General features: G+C 35.4%; 17 protein-coding genes. 3 read left to right on the top strand and 14 right to left on the bottom strand.

Annotation, left to right across the window (positions count from 1 at the left end; translation table 11 throughout):
• Nucleotides 1-78: 78 nt before the first annotated feature.
• Nucleotides 79-1,023, top strand: a complete 945-nt coding sequence (locus tag ABYD77_RS07485; RefSeq protein ID WP_372768535.1) for a hypothetical protein — start codon at nucleotides 79-81, stop codon at nucleotides 1,021-1,023.
• A 35-nt stretch (nucleotides 1,024-1,058) separates the two neighbouring features.
• Here ABYD77_RS07485 and ABYD77_RS07480 read toward each other — a convergent pair whose 3' ends face one another.
• Together ABYD77_RS07480 and ABYD77_RS07475 are read right to left on the bottom strand one after the other, a co-directional pair.
• A complete protein-coding gene (locus tag ABYD77_RS07480) occupies nucleotides 1,059-3,290 on the bottom strand; it encodes a thioredoxin domain-containing protein (protein WP_372768533.1) in 2,232 nt (743 codons plus the stop codon).
• Entirely contained in the window at nucleotides 3,290-6,376 is a 3,087-nt protein-coding gene (locus tag ABYD77_RS07475) for a CRTAC1 family protein (protein WP_372768531.1), read from the bottom strand. Before ABYD77_RS07475 ends, ABYD77_RS07480 begins: the two co-directional genes overlap by 1 nt.
• 236 nt (nucleotides 6,377-6,612) lie before the next feature.
• On the opposite strand from ABYD77_RS07475, the gene ABYD77_RS07470 reads away from it, so the two are divergent.
• A complete protein-coding gene (locus ABYD77_RS07470) occupies nucleotides 6,613-7,074 on the top strand; it encodes a hypothetical protein (RefSeq protein WP_372768529.1) in 462 nt (153 codons plus the stop codon).
• Between the two features lie 9 nt (nucleotides 7,075-7,083).
• Entirely contained in the window at nucleotides 7,084-8,436 is a 1,353-nt protein-coding gene (locus ABYD77_RS07465) for a tail fiber domain-containing protein (RefSeq protein ID WP_372768527.1), read from the top strand.
• Between the two features lie 250 nt (nucleotides 8,437-8,686).
• Here the strand turns inward: ABYD77_RS07465 and ABYD77_RS07460 are convergent, their stop codons facing one another.
• The 12 genes from ABYD77_RS07460 to ABYD77_RS07405 form a co-directional block, all read right to left on the bottom strand.
• Entirely contained in the window at nucleotides 8,687-9,532 is an 846-nt protein-coding gene (locus ABYD77_RS07460; RefSeq protein WP_372768525.1) for a class I SAM-dependent methyltransferase, read from the bottom strand.
• Entirely contained in the window at nucleotides 9,513-10,160 is a 648-nt protein-coding gene (locus ABYD77_RS07455; RefSeq protein WP_372768523.1) for an ABC transporter ATP-binding protein, read from the bottom strand. Before ABYD77_RS07455 ends, ABYD77_RS07460 begins: the two co-directional genes overlap by 20 nt.
• Nucleotides 10,160-10,918, bottom strand: a complete 759-nt coding sequence (locus ABYD77_RS07450; RefSeq protein WP_372768521.1) for an ABC transporter permease — start codon at nucleotides 10,916-10,918, stop codon at nucleotides 10,160-10,162. The genes ABYD77_RS07455 and ABYD77_RS07450 overlap by 1 nt, the downstream gene beginning before the upstream one ends.
• A gap of 8 nt (nucleotides 10,919-10,926) precedes the next feature.
• The gene (locus ABYD77_RS07445; RefSeq protein WP_372768519.1) at nucleotides 10,927-11,922 is read right to left on the bottom strand and encodes a hypothetical protein; all 996 of its coding nucleotides are present in this window, start codon (nucleotides 11,920-11,922) and stop codon (nucleotides 10,927-10,929) included.
• The gene (locus tag ABYD77_RS07440; RefSeq protein ID WP_372768517.1) at nucleotides 11,912-12,454 is read right to left on the bottom strand and encodes a hypothetical protein; all 543 of its coding nucleotides are present in this window, start codon (nucleotides 12,452-12,454) and stop codon (nucleotides 11,912-11,914) included. Before ABYD77_RS07440 ends, ABYD77_RS07445 begins: the two co-directional genes overlap by 11 nt.
• Nucleotides 12,455-14,212 carry a hypothetical protein gene (locus ABYD77_RS07435; RefSeq protein ID WP_372768515.1) on the bottom strand — a complete coding sequence of 586 codons (1,758 nt, stop codon included), beginning with the start codon at nucleotides 14,210-14,212 and terminating at the stop codon, nucleotides 12,455-12,457.
• A gap of 1 nt (nucleotide 14,213) precedes the next feature.
• Nucleotides 14,214-14,966, bottom strand: coding sequence for a glycosyltransferase family 2 protein (locus ABYD77_RS07430; protein WP_372768513.1), 753 nt, complete (start codon nucleotides 14,964-14,966; stop codon nucleotides 14,214-14,216).
• Nucleotides 14,967-15,299, bottom strand: coding sequence for a cupin domain-containing protein (locus ABYD77_RS07425; protein ID WP_372768511.1), 333 nt, complete (start codon nucleotides 15,297-15,299; stop codon nucleotides 14,967-14,969).
• Nucleotides 15,286-16,383, bottom strand: coding sequence for a nuclear transport factor 2 family protein (locus ABYD77_RS07420; RefSeq protein ID WP_372768509.1), 1,098 nt, complete (start codon nucleotides 16,381-16,383; stop codon nucleotides 15,286-15,288). The genes ABYD77_RS07425 and ABYD77_RS07420 overlap by 14 nt, the downstream gene beginning before the upstream one ends.
• Nucleotides 16,373-17,008, bottom strand: coding sequence for an HAD family hydrolase (locus ABYD77_RS07415; RefSeq protein WP_372768507.1), 636 nt, complete (start codon nucleotides 17,006-17,008; stop codon nucleotides 16,373-16,375). Before ABYD77_RS07415 ends, ABYD77_RS07420 begins: the two co-directional genes overlap by 11 nt.
• On the bottom strand, nucleotides 16,998-17,630 hold the full coding sequence (locus ABYD77_RS07410) for a hypothetical protein (protein WP_372768504.1): 633 nt from the start codon (nucleotides 17,628-17,630) through the stop codon (nucleotides 16,998-17,000). The genes ABYD77_RS07415 and ABYD77_RS07410 overlap by 11 nt, the downstream gene beginning before the upstream one ends.
• Nucleotides 17,631-17,966: 336 nt before the next feature.
• Nucleotides 17,967-18,297 (bottom strand): UDP-N-acetylglucosamine 2-epimerase (locus ABYD77_RS07405; RefSeq protein ID WP_372768502.1); only part of this gene is annotated, 331 nt, incomplete at its 5' end.

Here is an 18,297-nt window from a genome sequence, read left to right as displayed (position 1 = left end):
GATAGTTTCATAACAATCTATTCACAACGATTAATCTTTGTTACCCTTAAAAAAATTTAACATACACAATAACCATTTATGAAAACGCCTTTAATTTCGCTTGCCATGGCATTGTTCTGTATTCTTTTGAGCGGTTGTAACAGCACCTCTGACCAGTATAATTCAGAGCGTTTAACCCAAACATTTCGCATTAGTCAAGGTATGGAAATACAATTAGAAAAGCCAGTAGGGTTTAAATTAACTCAAGAACATTATGGTTTTGTACAACCCGAAACCTTTTCGAGAATCAAGATAAATGAAATCGAAGTGCCTTTTGACACTTACTTAACGCAATTAACCGCCGAAAACTTGTTAAAAAGCCAATATCAATTACTCGACTCTGAGCAAGTTGTTGTTAATGGTGCTAATTGCACGCTACTTACATTAAGACAAATCATTGCCGGTACTTATTATGAAAAGCTTTGGTTAATTGCAGGCGACAAACTTTCTAGCTTACATATTGAAGCAAGTTACCCTGAAAGCTCAAATAAACAACATAAAGCTGCAATTAAACAAAGTTTATTTAGTACTGCTGTACAAACAAACGATAGCGCTCGCCTGTATACCGGCTTGCCCTTCTTATTTACTCACACAGATAATTTTAAACTTGTTCAACGTAGCCTAAATTCAGTCGTATTGAGTTCTGAGAACTTTCCTGGTGCTAATGTTGTTGTTAGCCACGGAAAATTAGCCAAAGAAGTCGATAGTGTTGAAACATTAAGTACACACTTTCTTGAAAACTCACAAAGCTTAAATGATGTAGAGATTATAAAAAACAGCACTGTCAAAATTAATGGTATTCCGGCACTTTCAACTGAAGCCTATACAAATAAGGATGACCAAGCAGCTTGGGTATATCAAATTACTTCGACACAAAAAGGCAAATTTTTACTGATACAAGCACTTAGTAAAAAAGATGACAGACACGCTTTTGCGAAAGACTTAGAGTTATTGATAAATCAGTTTAAGTTTAGAGCTAAATAGCTTCTTAAGCGGTGACAATTGCCACCGCTTAAACTTTAAAGCTTTAAAGTAAAAGATTCCGGTAGTAAACACACTTCATCACTGCATGCTTGAAGCTTGACCTTTAACCACTTCCCTGTTGCTTGGAAATCAATTTCAATACTTTGCTCAAACAAGCTTAATGGCGCTTGATTAAAACCAAGCTTTTTAGTGACAGGCTGGGGATAAGCAGTATTATCGATTTTATTCCCATCGATTAATAACTCTGTAGCAATTAAAGACTTTTCATTTGGTATGTGAGAATTAATATGCCATTTAGGTTTTAAATTGATAACTAGCTTCGCTTGATTACTCGTCCCTGTTTGTAATTTTATTTGGCCGTTACCTTGTGCAAATGTATGGCGCTTACTCGTTTGTTGTAAATTCAATAAGCTTGTAACACTAGAAAAGGATGTTTTAGGATTTCTTAAATAAGCATTTTGCAGGTTTTTTTTATGTTTTCTTGTAGCTTGCGAAATTACACTATCTGAAAACGCATACTGTTTCGCTAATTGATAAAACACCGCATCAGGTGATATTAACTCCCCATCACTTGAATTACGAATTGTTTGTGGCACTAGCTTTCTATTTACGATTTCACGTAGCATGCTTTTTGCTTTAGATTGCCAATGAAACTCAAATGTCGCAGTATATAAACTTTGATAGGCATTTGCTAAATAAACATAGTCTTCAAATAAGGCTTCGCCGCCCGCTGAATTTAAATAATAAGCACGTTTTAATTTACCATTATCAATTAATTTTTCTTCAAGAGTTGTAACCAATGATTGTGCTTTTGATAGATAATACACGTCATCTGTTGCCATATATAGCTGCACAAACGCATCTACGAGTAAGGCATTCCAAGACAGTAAGATTTTTTTATCAATATGAGGTAGAGCAAGCTTTGCCCTTTCAGTTAAAAGTACTGCCCGGGCCTTTTTTAAGGATTTATCCTCGTTGTTTTGCTCATTTATATACGGAGCATAAAGCTCTTTGTTTTTAAACTGATACCATGCAAAAGCATTAATCGTTTTTGACTCAAACATGGCTTTTTCATCTTTAGAAAAAAGGTAGTAACGCCCTTCTTGCTCAAAATAATCAGCATCTATTGCACTGTAATAACCACCAGTTTGTGACTTCATTACACGCTCTAGAAAAGCAACGGTATCTTTTGCAACATCAATGTAATTTTGATCTTTGAGTAAATAGCCTGCTTGAGCAAATACCTTAATCAGCAAAGCTTGGTTATACAACATTTTTTCATAATGTGGCACCTGCCAAATTGCATCTGTCGCGTAGCGATGAAACCCACCATTCACATGGTCACGGATCCCACGGCTAGTTAAACGGCTCAACCAAAGCGTTAATTGGGATTTAAGCACCTTGCTTGCGCCTTGTTGATAAGCCTGTAAGGCTAATAATAAAAGAGACTCACTTGGAAATTTCGGCGCCCCGATAAGCCCCCCTTGATCTGCATCTAAATTGGATAACAACTCATCAAGGTTACTTTTAGCTTGTGTTGTAGACCACTTAGAACCTGTTTCAAGAGATAATGATGCGACTTGGTTTGAAATATTATCAGCCACTTGCAATAAACGTTTCGGTTGCGTTTGCCAAATTTTAGCAAAGCGTTCACTAATGATAAGAAGTTTATCTTTTACAACATAGGAATCGATCCAAATAGGTTCACCTTTTGTTGTCAAAATTGCTGTGATAGGCCAACCTGCACTGCCTTTAACCGTAGTAAGTACATCAGTAAAATAAGCATCGATATCAGGCTGTAACTCTCTATCAATTTTAATGTTAATAAAGTGCTGATTTAGTATTTTTGCAACGTCAAGATCGACGAAGCTTTCCTTTTCCATCACATGACACCAATGGCAGGTCGAATAACCAATGGACAGGAATATGAGCTTCCCTTCATATGCTGCCTTATCAAATGCATCATCACCCCACGCCATCCAATTGATTGGATTAACTGCATGACGCAGTAAATACGGTGACGCTTGAAGAATCAGTTCATTTAAATAGCTTGGAGACCGCCTATTCAAACCAGCAGAATTTAATAACTCATCGATGACATCCGATTTTTTAGTGTATGCAGTTTGCCACTGTTTGAAATTTTCCGGATTCAAACTCGTTTTTGGCGGTAAAATTGTATCAACTGTTTCAGCCTTTAATAATGGTATAGCTGTTAAACCGATAGCCCAAATAACACTTTTAATAACAACAGAGGTACTTCGAGCCATTACAATTTGATTACCTTACTTTGGTTTGATCTTACCTTTTTAAATTCTGAATGTTTTCCGTTTGGCCAAATAACTTTAATATCTACGAACTCTACCTTACCAAGGCCGAAATGTTGTTGTTTTGGGTGTACTGACATGTAACCGTCTGTACTACGGATTTCTCGCCACACCTGATTACCATTAGGCAAAGTGACATATATGCGCGCGCCAATCGCATCTTTTGACACTTGCTGTGCTACATCTCCTATCAATTTTACTTTAAGCCAGTTATTAGTTGATTGTAGTTTGTTTTCGAACAACGCTGCTGGTTCGTGATAATTGTTTATTACGATGTCTAGGTCACCATCATTCTCTAAATCAAAGTAACTAGCACTACGAGAATTACTCAATAAGTTAAGCCCTAATGAATTTTCTTGTGTATCTAAACGGCCATTTTTATTTTCAAAGAAAATATTTTCTTCTTGTTCACTTACTGGTAAATATGCTTGCTGCTTATTACCGTGTTGATCTTCATAATAAGGATTTTTGCTGCTATATAAATTGAATTCATTCATACCATTCAGTACGTATAAATCATCATCACCATCGAGATCATAATCAAAGAAATCGGCATCCCAAGACCAACCTGTTGATGAATAACCACGGCCGATTTGTTCACTGGCAGCATAACTTAATTGCTCACCTTGTTGCGAAATGAACAGATCATTTGCTTCTACAACTCGCATATGCGCAAGTTTGTCAGCATTAAACTTCATTTGCGTATCTTCGTTAGGCAATACATAGGTTTCATCTTTATTCATAGTGACAATGTTTGAAATATAAATATCTGGTAACTGATCTTGGTTTAGATCAGTAATGCCAATACCCATTGTATAAGAAGGTTTATCCGTTCCTATTTCACTTGATACGTCGACGAAAGTGCCATCTTTCTGATTAAGGTAGTAACCATTTACACCGAAATCGTTACCCACAATTACATCCTGCCAGCCATCATTATTTAAGTCGGTATGCGCGACGGCTTGTGCCCAACCTGTGTTATCTAGGCCTGAACCATGCGTAATATTTTTAAACTTAAATCCACCTACATTTTCAAATAATTGATTTGGTTTGCCATTGGTATTACGACGCTTAAGTGTAGGTAAATCTCCTGTGATGTAATTACCGAAATATGTGATATACAGATCAAGGTCACCATCTTTATCAAAGTCGAATACGGTAGCAGGGCCACCTACCAAACCTTTACCACCCAAGTTGGCAACATCAGTAACATCTTTAAAATACTTACCATCAATATTTTTGTATACACGGTGAAGGTCATTAACATAAGTCACAATAATATCTTGGTAACCATCATTGTTAATATCAGCAATAATTGGTTGCCTAGCTTCACCTGGATGATTATCTTCAGCTCGCTGCCATTCGAGCTTATAAGCCTGTGTCACATCTTTAAAGGTGCCATCACCTTGGTTTAAAAACAGCTTATTTCCTCGCCCACCAAGAATAAAAATATCTGTTAGTCCATCGTTATTAATGTCTTCTGCTGCGACCCCTGAGCCACCAAAGGCAGGCGGGATAGTAATAATGCCCGTTGATTCATCTTTACGTAAAAATGTTCTTAACTGACGATTAAGCCAGTCTGCCGAGCGGTGTTGATAATCAAACAGGGCTTGCTCAGACACATTAATAAACTTGGCTGATTTATTACTTTGCTGGGCTGAAGCAAATTTCTGTTGATTTGTTTGAAGAGAGCCTGCTTTAGCATGACGCTCTGTTTTACTTACAATAAGTTGCTGGGCGCTTTGCAAATGTGAGACAGATAAAACAGCAGAGTCACTGGTTTTAGCAAGCGTACCGGCTTCACGTAACAGCAGTACCCCATATTGGGCAATATTTTCAGTTAACAATTCCGCAGCAAACGGATCCGGCTCAATATACAATTCAAAGTTTGCTTGATTAATTGCATTTTTCAAGTACTGCCAGTGCGCACCTGCATCTCGAAAGGCATCCATATCATAAGATTCAATGTACACCGATCCTTCTTTATGTAAATTAGGAAAGAAAATCGCATCTTCATATTCATTAATTTTATGAGGAATAAACTTATTTATAAAAGTATATACATGCTTTTCTTGCACAAGCTTTTGTTGTTCAGCCATTGCAAGTTGCTGTGCCCCCATATACAACTGTGCCGAAAACTGACTGACAAGCTCTGTGTATAGGTTGATAATCGCTTCACGGTCTTGTTGCTTTTTAGGCCATGAGGTACGAGCAAAATAAACTTGCAGATTTCGTAAAAACACCTGATTAGATACTTTATTATAAGCTGAGTAAGAATTTAATTTTTTATCAACCATTTGATTCAACAAAGCTGGCGTTTTTTTCTGATAATCGACTTGAGCGACAACTGATTTAGCTTTGGTTGGGGCTCCCCCTAATTGCTGCCAAACAGAATTGATATTTTCAACTTCAATGAAGCGTTTATTATTAAGGCGTGCACTATTGTCAGCCACTTTTAACGCTGCCAACGTATAAAAGTCTAAGCTATCTTTTAGCCCTTCAACAGCTTTAGAAGTAAGGGGTAAAAGTTCATGGTCAAAATCAAGTAAAGCTTCTTGTTGTACCGCTAAAACAGCGCGTAACGAATAGGCTATACTGCCATATTGACGTTTATCATCTTTATGCAAAGTGACAGACTTATTTTCGTCAAAATCAACAACCCAATGACCAAATTCATCTTTGTTTATCTCAAAAAGTGCAATTTGTGCTTGCTCTATATGGCTGCGTAAGACAACCTCTTCGGCTTCTCTTAAAGCAATTTTATGTGCAGCTTGCCAAAGTGTATTTATGTATTGCTTTTGCAATAAGTTTTTAGCAAATCGAGCTTCATCACTTAGTGGAGTACCAAACATAAAATCTTCTAAGCGAGATGCAGTTGCATAACATTTTGGCTCAGATTTTTTTTCAAGTTCATTGATAGCTTTTAAAATGGTGTCAAGCGAATTTGTTTGGTTTGCGTAAAGGGAAAAAGATAAGGAGATAAATAAAGACGCATAAGCAAAAGCGAGCGCTAACTTTGTTTTAGTCATAATAGTAAGCATCCTACAAGATACAAAGTACAGAAATAGCATTAGGAAAATAAGCTATCGCCACACTAAAGAGTTGAACAATAACTGTTCAGACCAATATCAATGCAATCTATTATTTCACATTTGTAAATATTTGTTAAACTTATGAGAATCTATTAAAAAATAATAATTGCGTCGAGTTCAATTAGTGATCAACCCAATCGCACTTAGGGACCCCAAACGAAGAGGAACGAATTATGCCCAGCAAGCTAATTTTGTCATTAGCTTGTGCTGTTACCTGTGGTAACGCACTTGCCAATGCGGATATTATAAAACTTCAGCAAGCCAAGTCTGAGAGTATTGCTGTCACCAAATCTGCAAATTATATAGACTTTACCCCCCTAAAGAATTATGACAAATACATTATTTCTGTTTCGGGACCTAATGGGTTTTCAAAATCGTTTGAATCAGATATTCCATCTCTTGATATTAACAGTTTAAATTTACCTACAGATGGTACATTTAATTATCAAATTCAAGCTATCACATACCTCTACGAAATCAAGGACACAATGAATAACGGACGTCCCGAGGATGCGCGCGGTTACATAAGTAAAGTAGATGTTGCTGACGGAAAATTTACTACAGAAAACTTTGCAGTGATAACATTTGAACAAACCGATGAAAAGCACCCTAACTTATCACTAGGCCAGAAATAGGAACAGCACATGAGAACGAGTAAACTTTTTAAAGTAAGCGCGCTTACTTCAGCCCTATTAGCAAGTTTAACAGTCAATGCTGATATTGTTCATTTAGATGATGTGATTATTGATGGTAGTAATTGTGTTGGTTTCGATTGCGTTAACGGTGAGAATTTTGGCTTCGATACTATTCGCTTAAAAGAAAACAACGTTCGCATTCACTTTCAAGATACCAGTACGACATCCTCATTCCCTAAACGTGATTGGCGAATTGTTATTAATGACTCGACAAATGGTGGTAAAGAATATTTTTCGATTGAAGATACAGATGCAGCCCGTAGGCCATTGACTCTAATAGGAGGGGCCCCAAGCAATTCCCTCTATATAAACAATAATGGCAATGTAGGATTTGGAACCTCCACCCCTGCAGTTGATTTACACGTAACTTCTGGAAATACTCCTACATTACGTTTAGAGCAAGACGGGTCATCAGGCTTCTCACCTCAAATATGGGATGTAGCTGGTAACGAAGCAAACTTTTTTGTAAGGGATACAACCAATGGTAGTACACTGCCAATCCGCCTATACCCTGGTGCACCAAGCAACTCCCTCGTTGTGCACCCTGATGGCGATGTTTCGTTTGGGCAAACAAATATCCCAACAAATGCTCAATTTCATTTGGAAAACTCAAGTGAGGACGATGACGATTTCATTGTCACAGAAGATGGTCAAGTTGGTTTGGGAACTGAGCTCTTTAATTTAAATGATGGAATACCAAAGCTATATATCAACGGTAATTCCGATGAAAGTAACACCATTGAAATCAATAGTCCAAATGTAGCTAATAGATCAGCCTTAGTTTTTTCTAAGAACAAAGCAATAAATTGGTCAATAAGCTCTCGGAATAATTTTAATGCAAGTAACGATGAATTAATTATTTATGACGCCTCTGTTGAACCTGCAATATTAATTGAGCAAAGCGCAAATAATAATGGTATTAGTTCTATCGGATTTGGAACAGGCACAGGCGGACAACATGCAATCCTTCACGAAAATGGGGCAAGCCTATCATTGGGTGGTACTTGGACAAATGCCTCTAGTAGACGATTGAAAGAAAATATTCATTCACTAAGTTTTGATGAAGCATATTCAGCCTTATTGGGACTAAACCCTGTTAGTTTTAACTACAAGACTGAACCTAAAGAAACTTTCATTGGTTTTATTGCAGAGGATGTGCCCGAGTTAGTCTCTTATAATGATAAACAAAGACTATCAACAATGGATATAGTTGCAGTATTGACCTCAGTACTAAAGCAGCAAGTTAAGGAAATAGAAAAATTGAAAGCCAGAATAGCTCAAGATAAAAAGAGTAATTTGTAATAGCTCAGACTTGAACTTGTAGTGGCCAACTAATTTTGGCCACAGCTTTAGAATCTTTATATGCCGCTACACTACACAGCTGAAGCTTGAACTTAATTATTTCACACCACAAAGTGCACTACACTATTACACAATAGTATTATTTAAAAAGACTTCGTAAGAAGTAAAGTTAATTAAGTTTAGGTCTCTAGGCTTCCCCCGATTTTCATTAGTGTTGTGGCATAATTTCAGGGGAAGATCACTTTATAGCTTAGTTTGATTGCTTATGTTTAGAGAAAAACCAAAATCCTCTTAAACCATGCCTCCAAGAGTTATCGTTCCTAGGTAGCCAGTTGTACTGGTGGAAATACGAATTGCACCTACTATCACTAATTCTTTCTAAGTTCCCTTGAAACTTTCCGATTAAACTTTCTATATAAGCAGGTGAAGGTCGGCTACCCACCCCTGTAATAGATTGGTCATACCCTTTTGAGTCTTCTTCAACTTTAAGCAAAAATGAAGGATCATTAGAGTCAGAAACCTCGGTCTCAAGAACAAGATTGTCTGCACTTTCCAATGACTTAATCAATGAATAATTGATATCATCTAGATGGTAAAGAACCCCCATGTGTATGATTAGGTCATACGCTTCTTCAAACGGCCATTCTTTGTTAATGTCCGCAATATATGTTTTCATCCAGGGGTATCTGGAAATGACAATATCAATATGCTCTTTTCGCGCGTCACAAACACTCACTTCAGCACCAAGAGTAGCAAACATCAAGCTTATATCTGCATACCCACACCCCAATTCAAGAATTTTCTTTCCCTGAAACCACTGTGGGCCGAAGTGCTCGATAATGGCTGTTACTCTTTTCTCTCTCCAAACATCATAATGACCAGAAAACCTTTGTTCCTCCATCCCTGCTTTTAAAGTTTCTATTTCCAGATTATTGAAAGAAACAGCTTCTGAAAATGAAGCTTTTAACTCTGAGTTTTCCTTCGAAATTCTATTTAATTCAGTCTCAAGGGCCCGGTGCCGATCTTCTAATTTATCAAGCTTATCTGCTAGATTCTGTTTATCATAAAAGAATGATTCAACTAACTTGCTTAACATTAACTAATCTTCCTTTCTCTATTGTAATAACTTTATTACAGTTTTTCTGAATGAAGTCAGCATCATGACTCACTATAATTAATGTTTTATCTGACAAAAGCATCTTTTCAAACTTGGCTTCACACTTTTTTCGAAAACTTTCATCACCAACTCCCAAAACTTCATCAACCAGAATCAGATCTGCTTCAAGAACAAAGATAATTGAAAAAGCAAGACGGGCGCACATACCAGATGAATACGTTTTTAATGGGCGCTCTATCGCATCACCTAGCTCTGAAAAATTAATAATTTCATCTCTATACATGAGAATTTTTCGATAGCTAAAACCTATTATTATTCCCATTAATACAATGTTATCCAACCCATTAAGCTCATAATCAAAACCCAACTCTAAAGTGGCCAAAGCTGTGTGTTTGAAAGTATTGATTACATTCCCACTAGTAGGCTTATAGATCCCCGCCATCATTTTTAAAATTGAGCTCTTACCTGCTCCATTATGCCCAATAATACCCACATTTTCGCCGGCACTGATTTCTAAAGAAAGATCCTCTAATACCTTTGTTTTACCTGATAATATTCGGCCTGTTTTATAACGCTCTAAACAAACACTTTCTAAAACAAGAGACATTATAGAACCTTCCTTACTTTATCAGAAACTAGCTGATGGAAAAGTATTGCAACAATAAATAAGATGCCTGTTGTGATAACTAGAGCTGATATAGACGATGAAATTGCCAAAGGAGATTCATAGTTGTCAATAATTACGAATCTACTTAATTCAATAATATTTGCCAGTGGGTTTAAGATAATTAAACTTTTAAATTGTTCCGGTATATTGTTGATTGAAAAAAACACACCTGATGAGAACATCATTACCTGTACTATAACGCTCAAAACTAATTTGAAGTCTGGAATTAAAGGAATAATGAGTGCCGTAATTAGGGAAAAGCTAAATATGAAAAAGAATTGCACAAAAATAATACACAACAGATAGAAATAGTTGATAGAGAAAGTAGTTAGTAGTTTCAATAAAAGTAACCCTACAAATACTACTATTAACTGCTTGAATAAATCGGATAAGCTAACAGATAACACTAACGAAATAAGTTTAATCGGTGTATTTATAGCTATATGCTTTTGCCCAACAATAGCATTAGATGCATTATTTACAGAGTTGGAAAACCAACTAAAAATGACTATACCAATTGATAAGACCGCGGCAAAGTTGGTTGTTTTAGAGAACCCACCAAGTAGAATAGAAAAAACAAAATACAATACAGCAATATCAATTGCAGGAGCAACTATCCACCAAACAAAACTAAGATATGTTCTTTTTGTTTCGGATTTTAAGGTATATAGTGCGCGGAGTGAAGAAATTAATAACATGTTTTTTACTACTTAATTGCCGAGGAGTTCTCAAGATTAATCAAAAATTTTATGGCCATTTTTAAAAGATTAAGAAGCCGTTTCATAATCAGTTTAGTCATACCCATTATGATATAGGGTAGGAATGCCACAGCATTAAGAATTTTAACCGATAAAACCGAAAGCTCATAAAGCTTTTCATCCTCCTCAACACATTCTACTATTATAGGGGATACTCTAAATTGTATGGGAGAAAAGTAAGTCGCAGCCATAACAGTCTTCTTATTGCAGAAATTATTACTTTTAAACGAAAACAAACATAGTTTTTCAGAAGACATAAGGAAAACATCATTTTTGAGAAAATTATACCAATCCTTAAGTGTAAAACTTGATTGTCCTTGCTTTTTCAGGTATTCAGTTAACAGCCTAACTTCAGGAATGCATTTTGTAAGGTTACGATCAGTAAGCCTAGCAACACTGCATTCACTGCCATTTAACCATTGTAAATATTCTAATTCATAGCTAAATGACTCTAGAGTCCAATAATTCTTGTGGCTTGATAATGGCATACATAAGATCATATCTCCAAGATGAAATGGTACTCTGCGACGTGTAAAAATATCTAGAGCCATAAACCCTTTTTTAGAGTTTTTAAATTGTTCAATATAATTCATCATTGAATCGATACTAAAAGCCTGATCTAGTCTGCATTTAACTACCAAATCATCATTAGATAGCATACGCTCTAGCTCTTTAATCCCATAAGCACAAGACTGCGCCTGCAAATTAATATTGCGAGCACCTGATATTACGGGCTTTTGATTAACAGTGATCTTGACTCTGTCTTTATCTAAAAGATTGAGTTTTTCGGCTATAATGTTTGAATACTTATCATCACCCCAACATGAAACCACTATAAAAAAATCATGACAATTTTTCTTCAAAGTTGCATATAGCTCATAAAGAAAAGGCAAAGACTCTTGCTTGCATTCACCTTGAAATAAAAAACCAAGCTTAAGCGACATTTTTAATCCACATATTAAGGCGCTTTATTTTTGTTAAAGCACTCAAACACCACCTAAATAAAGGAAGCCTAGTAGTTCGGATTATCAAATATTCAAACAGAAAACTTTGTTTTTCTATACAGGAAGAAATAAACAGCCTTTCTAATAAAATTTCATAGGGAATTTTTTTATATCTACTATTAATTACCAGTGTAAAGTTAACATTCCTCAACTGTTCAAATGTACAATGAGGTAAAAGGTTATCCAAGAATTCGATCAGCTGTTCATTATTTAGGAAAAATAGATTAACACAAAGAAAACCACATCCACTGTTAATCTCATTTAACAAAGACTTAACATCCACCTTTAACAAATAGTCACTAAATATTTTATCATGTTGAATAAATAGCACCTCTTCATTAGCGTCAGCACTCTCATTAGGAAGGTTAGTAATAATTAGTTTATCTTCAAAAGAGTTTAAACTTTTAAAGTTACTTTTTACCCGTTGGCAAATATTGAAAGGCTCATCTGTATAGAAAATATTTATACTCATTTAAATCTTCTTCCAAGGAGTAGTATTTAAAATTGTTTTATAGATATCAAGCACCCCCTGATTCAAATAAACAAGCTTATAGCTCATATACTTCAACTTGATCGCCGAAATCAAACTGAAGAATCTAATTGCGAGTCCATTTCTACTAAAAAAATCACTTAAGTCATCAGCAAAATGCTTCCTAGTTGAACATAAAAACTGCTGAATAAACTGACCATCCGTCCCCAAATACTGATAATTTATTGGCTCCAACTTTCCTAAACGCTGGTGATAAAGTTCAATATTGGAATATGACAATTGATCACATAGGATATATTTCTCATAATCTTTAATTAACGCCTTAATGTTTTCATCAGTTTTAGCGCATTCAATATGGTTCAATAGGTTCTTTGAGAGTGCATATCTCTTGTAGGGTGAATTAGGAATATCTTGAAAGCCAATTTTACTTTCTACACAGTATTTTTCCTCAAATATTTTATAACCTTTTAATGCCGCACTGACTGTAATCTTTAGGAGCGGCTTTTGCTTTAATATCAAAGAATCAGAGGGCTTGCGCATTGTTGGTTTTAACTTAGCTGATTTATATTGCTCACCAGAGCAATATAATAAAGGCCTTGACAAAATACTTTGTGTAAATGAATGTGGATTAACTTTACAAGGTATTCCCTCACGATACATTCTTAAACCGTGCTCTACATCTTCAAATTCTGCCCAGCGTAAATTTTCATCTAATTTAGCAAATTTCCAGATAGATTTTTTAAAGATATATAAACTACCTGTTGGGTAAGTCTTACTAGGCTCATAACACGCTGGATTAGGAAAATAGAACTTACTATATTTCTCAATAGAACTAAACGTAGCCTCATTAAATGCAGTTTGATTTAATTCTTGCTCTTTAGAAAAAGTTAAAACACCAGAGGAGTCGATAGTACCTACATCACTATACCTAACAAAGCGTCTGTTGAAGTAATCCTTAAAGTATAAACTTTGCATTGTGGTAAAGGGATACAAGTCACCAAAAAGTTTCATTTTATCGATAAAATCTGCTGGTAGTAGCACCCTATCGTGAAGAATTGCTACATTTGAAAATTTAGCGTTTTCCACTATTACATTCTTTTTCTTAGAAATTTGAACAGGGGGTGCTGCTATATCTTCACCTACGATAGAAACCTCATCTAAATATTTGAAATTATTTCCAGGTCGCCCACACAATATAATTTCTTTTTCACAATCAAAAGATAGAATTCTTTCAACGACATGATTGAGAATTGTAGCATCTCCTGGACCTGTAGGTATCCCAAAACTCCATTGCGACAAGCCTTTATCTGACTCTACAGGGAGTGCTCTCAATTTTTTAAACTCTACCACATTACCATTTGCGGTAACTTCAAAGCAATCACTAAAGTAATTACTCTGAAGGTAATTAATTGCTTCATCATCTTCGATTATTAAAAAGCTGCCTCCCACAGCTAATTCGTGTACAAAGTCCCAAAGCAATAACTCATAAAACATACAATCTAATGATATTTTATAAAACGCCCCTCTACGGACATCAAACTGCTTGATTGCATCAAAACGCCCGCAAGCATTTATAGGTCCTATTTTGCTCCCTCTCTGAATCCCCTGTATTTTTCTACATGAAAAAAGCAAGTCGATGTTTTCAGTTAAGAGGTGTGAGTCAAGTTGCTCTGTCATGCTCCTTTTTTTATAAGAGCGAGGGTCAGCTTTTTTATCAATGATAATATGTATATGTTTCATATTAAAAATCAGTAGCCCTCTGACAAACACTTAAACCTTTAAACAGGTCTAAATCTGCTGGAATACCTAAACCATACATTCCGTTCGCTTCTTCACCAATATTAAACACGCCAATCTTATGTTTTTGATTAGCCATAAATGTATATACTGGCGCAACATAAAACTCCCCATTACTACGGATATCTTGCTTCACCATATAATCAGCAAATTTACAAAAATCACTACCTTTCTGAAAGTTGTAGATTCCAACCGTAGCCTCATCCGATACAACTACCTTTTCGACAACTTCAGTAACTAAGTTGTTACTATCTAACTTAGCATAAGACCATTTAGGGTCATTTGCTTTCATAGTTAGCATACTACCGGATAAATCTCGCGTTATCATATCCCCTAAATATTCATTGATATCCATATCAACCCATTGATCAGAGTTAGCAATCATTAGTGGTTCATCAGAGTCAAAAAAGTCTCTTGCTTTCAAGACTGTTATAGCTGCCCCATCTGTGATACCTTCGATTTCAACCACTTCGAAATTATCACAAGCTTTTTTAAAAACATCCTTTAGGTTATATGCTTCAACATGCTCTTTTTGACAAACAAAAATAAAGCGATGTTCTTGTTTTGGCTTTAAGTTGTTTATAACTACTTCAATCATATGCTTACCATTAACATCAATTAATGGTTTTGGATCTTTATATCCTTCCTTTGCAAAGCGACTACCTCTACCCGCCATTGGTACTACGATATTTAACATTTATTTTCCCTCAGTCTCTAAGTATTTATCATTCAATGCGCCAGGTAACTTAACGACTACAGTAGTCGTATCCTCTATAGCTTCAAAATCAGTGTATTCTCCAGGTGGGATTTTAACAATTTCCCCTTCTGAAATGATCATCCCTTTCATCCTTGCTTGACCTTTTACTATCATAGTAATCTCTGTTGCAATCTTATGACAATGAGATGCTTCTTTATCGCCTTTTTTGAATTGCTGTACAGCCACTTCGACGTCTTGAGTTTTAAATAATGTCGGTTCAAAGCCGCCAACAAACCAACCGCGAACAAAATCAGTAATTCTAGTTTTTTCCATCATCAAGACCGTATAAATATGCATCCATTTGTATCATTTTATTATCGTTATTCCATTTTATTAAATCTGTACCAACTAGTTTTTCATCATTTAATGTCAATTCAAATTCAATCAAACTAATATTCGAATCTACTATTATGTTTTTAGCTGTGAAAGATAACTGTTCATGTTCTATAAAAATATTTTTTATGTATTCAAGGACACTCTGTTTTCCATTAACTGTTCCAGCTGGATCTGTTAAAGAAAAGTTATCAGAAATCAATTCCTCAATATCAGATAAAGACTTACTATTAAATGCTTCTACGTAAGCTTTTGTTTGCTTGAGAAGTGTATTTGCACCATTTCTTTTATACTTATTCACATACTCCTCATAACTATCGAGCGCATGTTCATCATGAAAATGGAAATATTTATTTTGCTCTATCATTTGCGATAAAACTTTGCCACCTTTTAGAATAACTTCATTTAAAGAGTGAGATACATAAAATAAACCATCGTGCATAACACTTTTTCTGATCAAGTTTTTTGCAGCTTCAATAAACAAGCTCGCCTTTTTGAAGTAATAAAAGCCGGCTATCGCATTATCACTTATTGGCCTTTTTTCTTCAGCCTGAGTAACGTAACCAGCCTCATCTAACTTTACAAATGACCATTTGGGGTGAAGTGCTTTAAATGTCAAAACTCCAGCATCTGCATTTTCACTTTCAAACTTTTGAAGATAAGGGTACAAATCTACATCTAAAACTTGATCAAAGCTTGAGATGATTAAAGGCTTTTCAGGGTCTATACTCTCTATAGCTAAAAGCGCTGAGCATACCGCGCCTTGCGTACCCTCAGAAATAGCACAAGTAGTGATAGAGGGATCTATAAGTGTCAGAACTTTGTCTAAGTTATATTCCTCCATTTGTTTTTTAGGTAAAACAACAACTATATCCTTCTCTGTGGGAATTTTAGTAAACTGAGAAGCTGCTCGTTCTAGTAATAACTTTCCATTAATATCTGTTAGCATTTTTGGGAAAGCAACATTGTCAGATGTTCTAAAAGTGCTACTCCCTGCCATAGGGATTAAAATACTAATTCCCATTTTCAATCTCCTTGATGAAGTTTATTATGTTGTCATAGTTAACGTCATGAACTGTATCAACCTTTAATACATGGGCACCAGAAGCTCTAGCTGCTTTTAAGCCATTCTCGTTATCTTCTACTATCACACATTCGTTTGGTGATAACCCTAATCTTTCAATGGCCGTATTGTAAATTTCAGGATCTGGTTTTGCTTTTTCTACGTCTTGGTTTGATAAATAAAAATCGAGATAATCAATTAACGCTGCTTTTTCCATCATCACAGCTACCGTATTTCTAATCGAATTAGAAGCCACAGCTAGTTTAAGCCCCTCTGATTTCAATCGACTCAACGCATACTGATGCTGAAAAACAGGTTTGCAAAGTTGATGCGTAATATCCATTGTATATTGCTGCTTCATTTCATTTAGGAAACAATGAAGAGCTGAAGGTAGACTATAGACCTTGCTTAACATTTTTAATTTTTGACCTGTCGATAAGCCATCGTAAGTTGTCAAATGTTCATGTCTATTAATGCACAATCCAAAGTGAGAAAGCGCTTTGTTTAAAGCATCATAATGCCAATCTTTAGCATCAATAAGAACTCCATCCATATCAAAGATGACAGCTTTTATTTTATTTTCCATAAAAAAATTCCTTCGCTTTTTGCGGAAAGTCTGTACATAGGTGTATATTATTTTCGAATTTAGGAAAGAGCTCGATGAAATCTTTTAACTCCTGCCAATAAGAAAGATGATCATATCCATGTAACTCAGGTGATACAAGTGTAACTAACTTCCCTTTTTTTAGACTATTTTCCATAAACTCAAGGTTTAGTCGGCTAGAGCTGAAGTTATCGAGCCAAACTCCTTTTGACTCTTTTAAAAAATGGGAATCAGTTTCGACATCTGATAACCTGATTAGGAAAGGTAAGTTGGATTTTAGGTACCCGATCAAGTCAGGAACTGACATATCAAAGAAGTAAGCATCGCCTACGTAGTTTAATATATCATCATTGACATATTTTTGGAGGCCATCAGCTTTAACATTTAAAGCAAGTACTCCTCGATATCTGGAACAGATTTCGATAAAGTGTTCAAAAGTCACACAGTCGTTATGAGGAATATCGTGACTAATAACCACTTTACCATTATAGTCCCTTATATCTGTTTCAATTCCAAAGCCATTCTCTAAGGCTCTGACAAAAGCTAACTCACTATTTTGCTCATCTTTCGAAAGCCAAAATCCCCTATGAGCCAAAAAAATCATAATTATTAACCACTTTAATTTTTATAATTGAAAAACAGCCTTTTATGGCAATTTATTTTAGAAAAGCCGCTTAGTGCTTATTAGTATTATGCTAACTTATTGAACACGAAAAATCATGTAAAATCAAAAATACAATATCCATTTAGAATTATTTATTTCTTCCTTAATACTTATTTCAAAGAATATTGCTTAATCAAATCATCATTCGTAAGAAATCATTTTAAAAACAGACGCCAATCATTAAACTTTTCAAAATGAAAAATATACTAAATCAATGTTAATACACTACATTAATGAAATAATACTTTCTCAACTGTTATCTATCTTTAAAAGAAATTAACCTAACAGCGCCCTAATAATACGCTCGCAGCCCTTTCCGTCACCATACGGGTTGTGAGCAAAGCTCATTTTATTATAAGCTTCTTCAGAATCAATAAGTTCAGAAACTGAATCCACGATTAGATTTACATCAGTTCCAACGAGTTTTACCGTGCCAGCTTCAACCGCTTCAGGGCGCTCTGTGGTCTCACGCATTACTAAAACTGGCTTACCTAGCGAGGGGGCTTCTTCTTGAATACCGCCTGAATCCGTTAAAATAATATGTGCGTTATCCATAAGATAAACAAATGGCAAATATTCTTGCGGCTCAATTAACATAACATTTGTA

It is taken from the genome of Pseudoalteromonas sp., from assembly GCF_041629635.1.
Lineage (GTDB): Bacteria > Pseudomonadota > Gammaproteobacteria > Enterobacterales > Alteromonadaceae > Pseudoalteromonas.
This window is presented reverse-complemented; position numbering and strand designations above follow the sequence as displayed.

Excerpts from the sequence above, each read along its gene's own strand:
- ABYD77_RS07485 (WP_372768535.1), top strand. The coding sequence starts at position 79 with ATGAAAACGCCTTTAATTTCGCTTGCCATGGCATTGTTCTGTATTCTT.
- ABYD77_RS07480 (WP_372768533.1), bottom strand. The coding sequence starts at position 3,290 with ATGGCTCGAAGTACCTCTGTTGTTATTAAAAGTGTTATTTGGGCTATC.
- ABYD77_RS07475 (WP_372768531.1), bottom strand. The coding sequence starts at position 6,376 with ATGACTAAAACAAAGTTAGCGCTCGCTTTTGCTTATGCGTCTTTATTT.
- ABYD77_RS07470 (WP_372768529.1), top strand. The coding sequence starts at position 6,613 with ATGCCCAGCAAGCTAATTTTGTCATTAGCTTGTGCTGTTACCTGTGGT.
- ABYD77_RS07465 (WP_372768527.1), top strand. The coding sequence starts at position 7,084 with ATGAGAACGAGTAAACTTTTTAAAGTAAGCGCGCTTACTTCAGCCCTA.
- ABYD77_RS07460 (WP_372768525.1), bottom strand. The coding sequence starts at position 9,532 with ATGTTAAGCAAGTTAGTTGAATCATTCTTTTATGATAAACAGAATCTA.
- ABYD77_RS07455 (WP_372768523.1), bottom strand. The coding sequence starts at position 10,160 with ATGTCTCTTGTTTTAGAAAGTGTTTGTTTAGAGCGTTATAAAACAGGC.
- ABYD77_RS07450 (WP_372768521.1), bottom strand. The coding sequence starts at position 10,918 with ATGTTATTAATTTCTTCACTCCGCGCACTATATACCTTAAAATCCGAA.
- ABYD77_RS07445 (WP_372768519.1), bottom strand. The coding sequence starts at position 11,922 with ATGTCGCTTAAGCTTGGTTTTTTATTTCAAGGTGAATGCAAGCAAGAG.
- ABYD77_RS07440 (WP_372768517.1), bottom strand. The coding sequence starts at position 12,454 with ATGAGTATAAATATTTTCTATACAGATGAGCCTTTCAATATTTGCCAA.
- ABYD77_RS07435 (WP_372768515.1), bottom strand. The coding sequence starts at position 14,212 with ATGAAACATATACATATTATCATTGATAAAAAAGCTGACCCTCGCTCT.
- ABYD77_RS07430 (WP_372768513.1), bottom strand. The coding sequence starts at position 14,966 with ATGTTAAATATCGTAGTACCAATGGCGGGTAGAGGTAGTCGCTTTGCA.
- ABYD77_RS07425 (WP_372768511.1), bottom strand. The coding sequence starts at position 15,299 with ATGGAAAAAACTAGAATTACTGATTTTGTTCGCGGTTGGTTTGTTGGC.
- ABYD77_RS07420 (WP_372768509.1), bottom strand. The coding sequence starts at position 16,383 with ATGGGAATTAGTATTTTAATCCCTATGGCAGGGAGTAGCACTTTTAGA.
- ABYD77_RS07415 (WP_372768507.1), bottom strand. The coding sequence starts at position 17,008 with ATGGAAAATAAAATAAAAGCTGTCATCTTTGATATGGATGGAGTTCTT.
- ABYD77_RS07410 (WP_372768504.1), bottom strand. The coding sequence starts at position 17,630 with ATGATTTTTTTGGCTCATAGGGGATTTTGGCTTTCGAAAGATGAGCAA.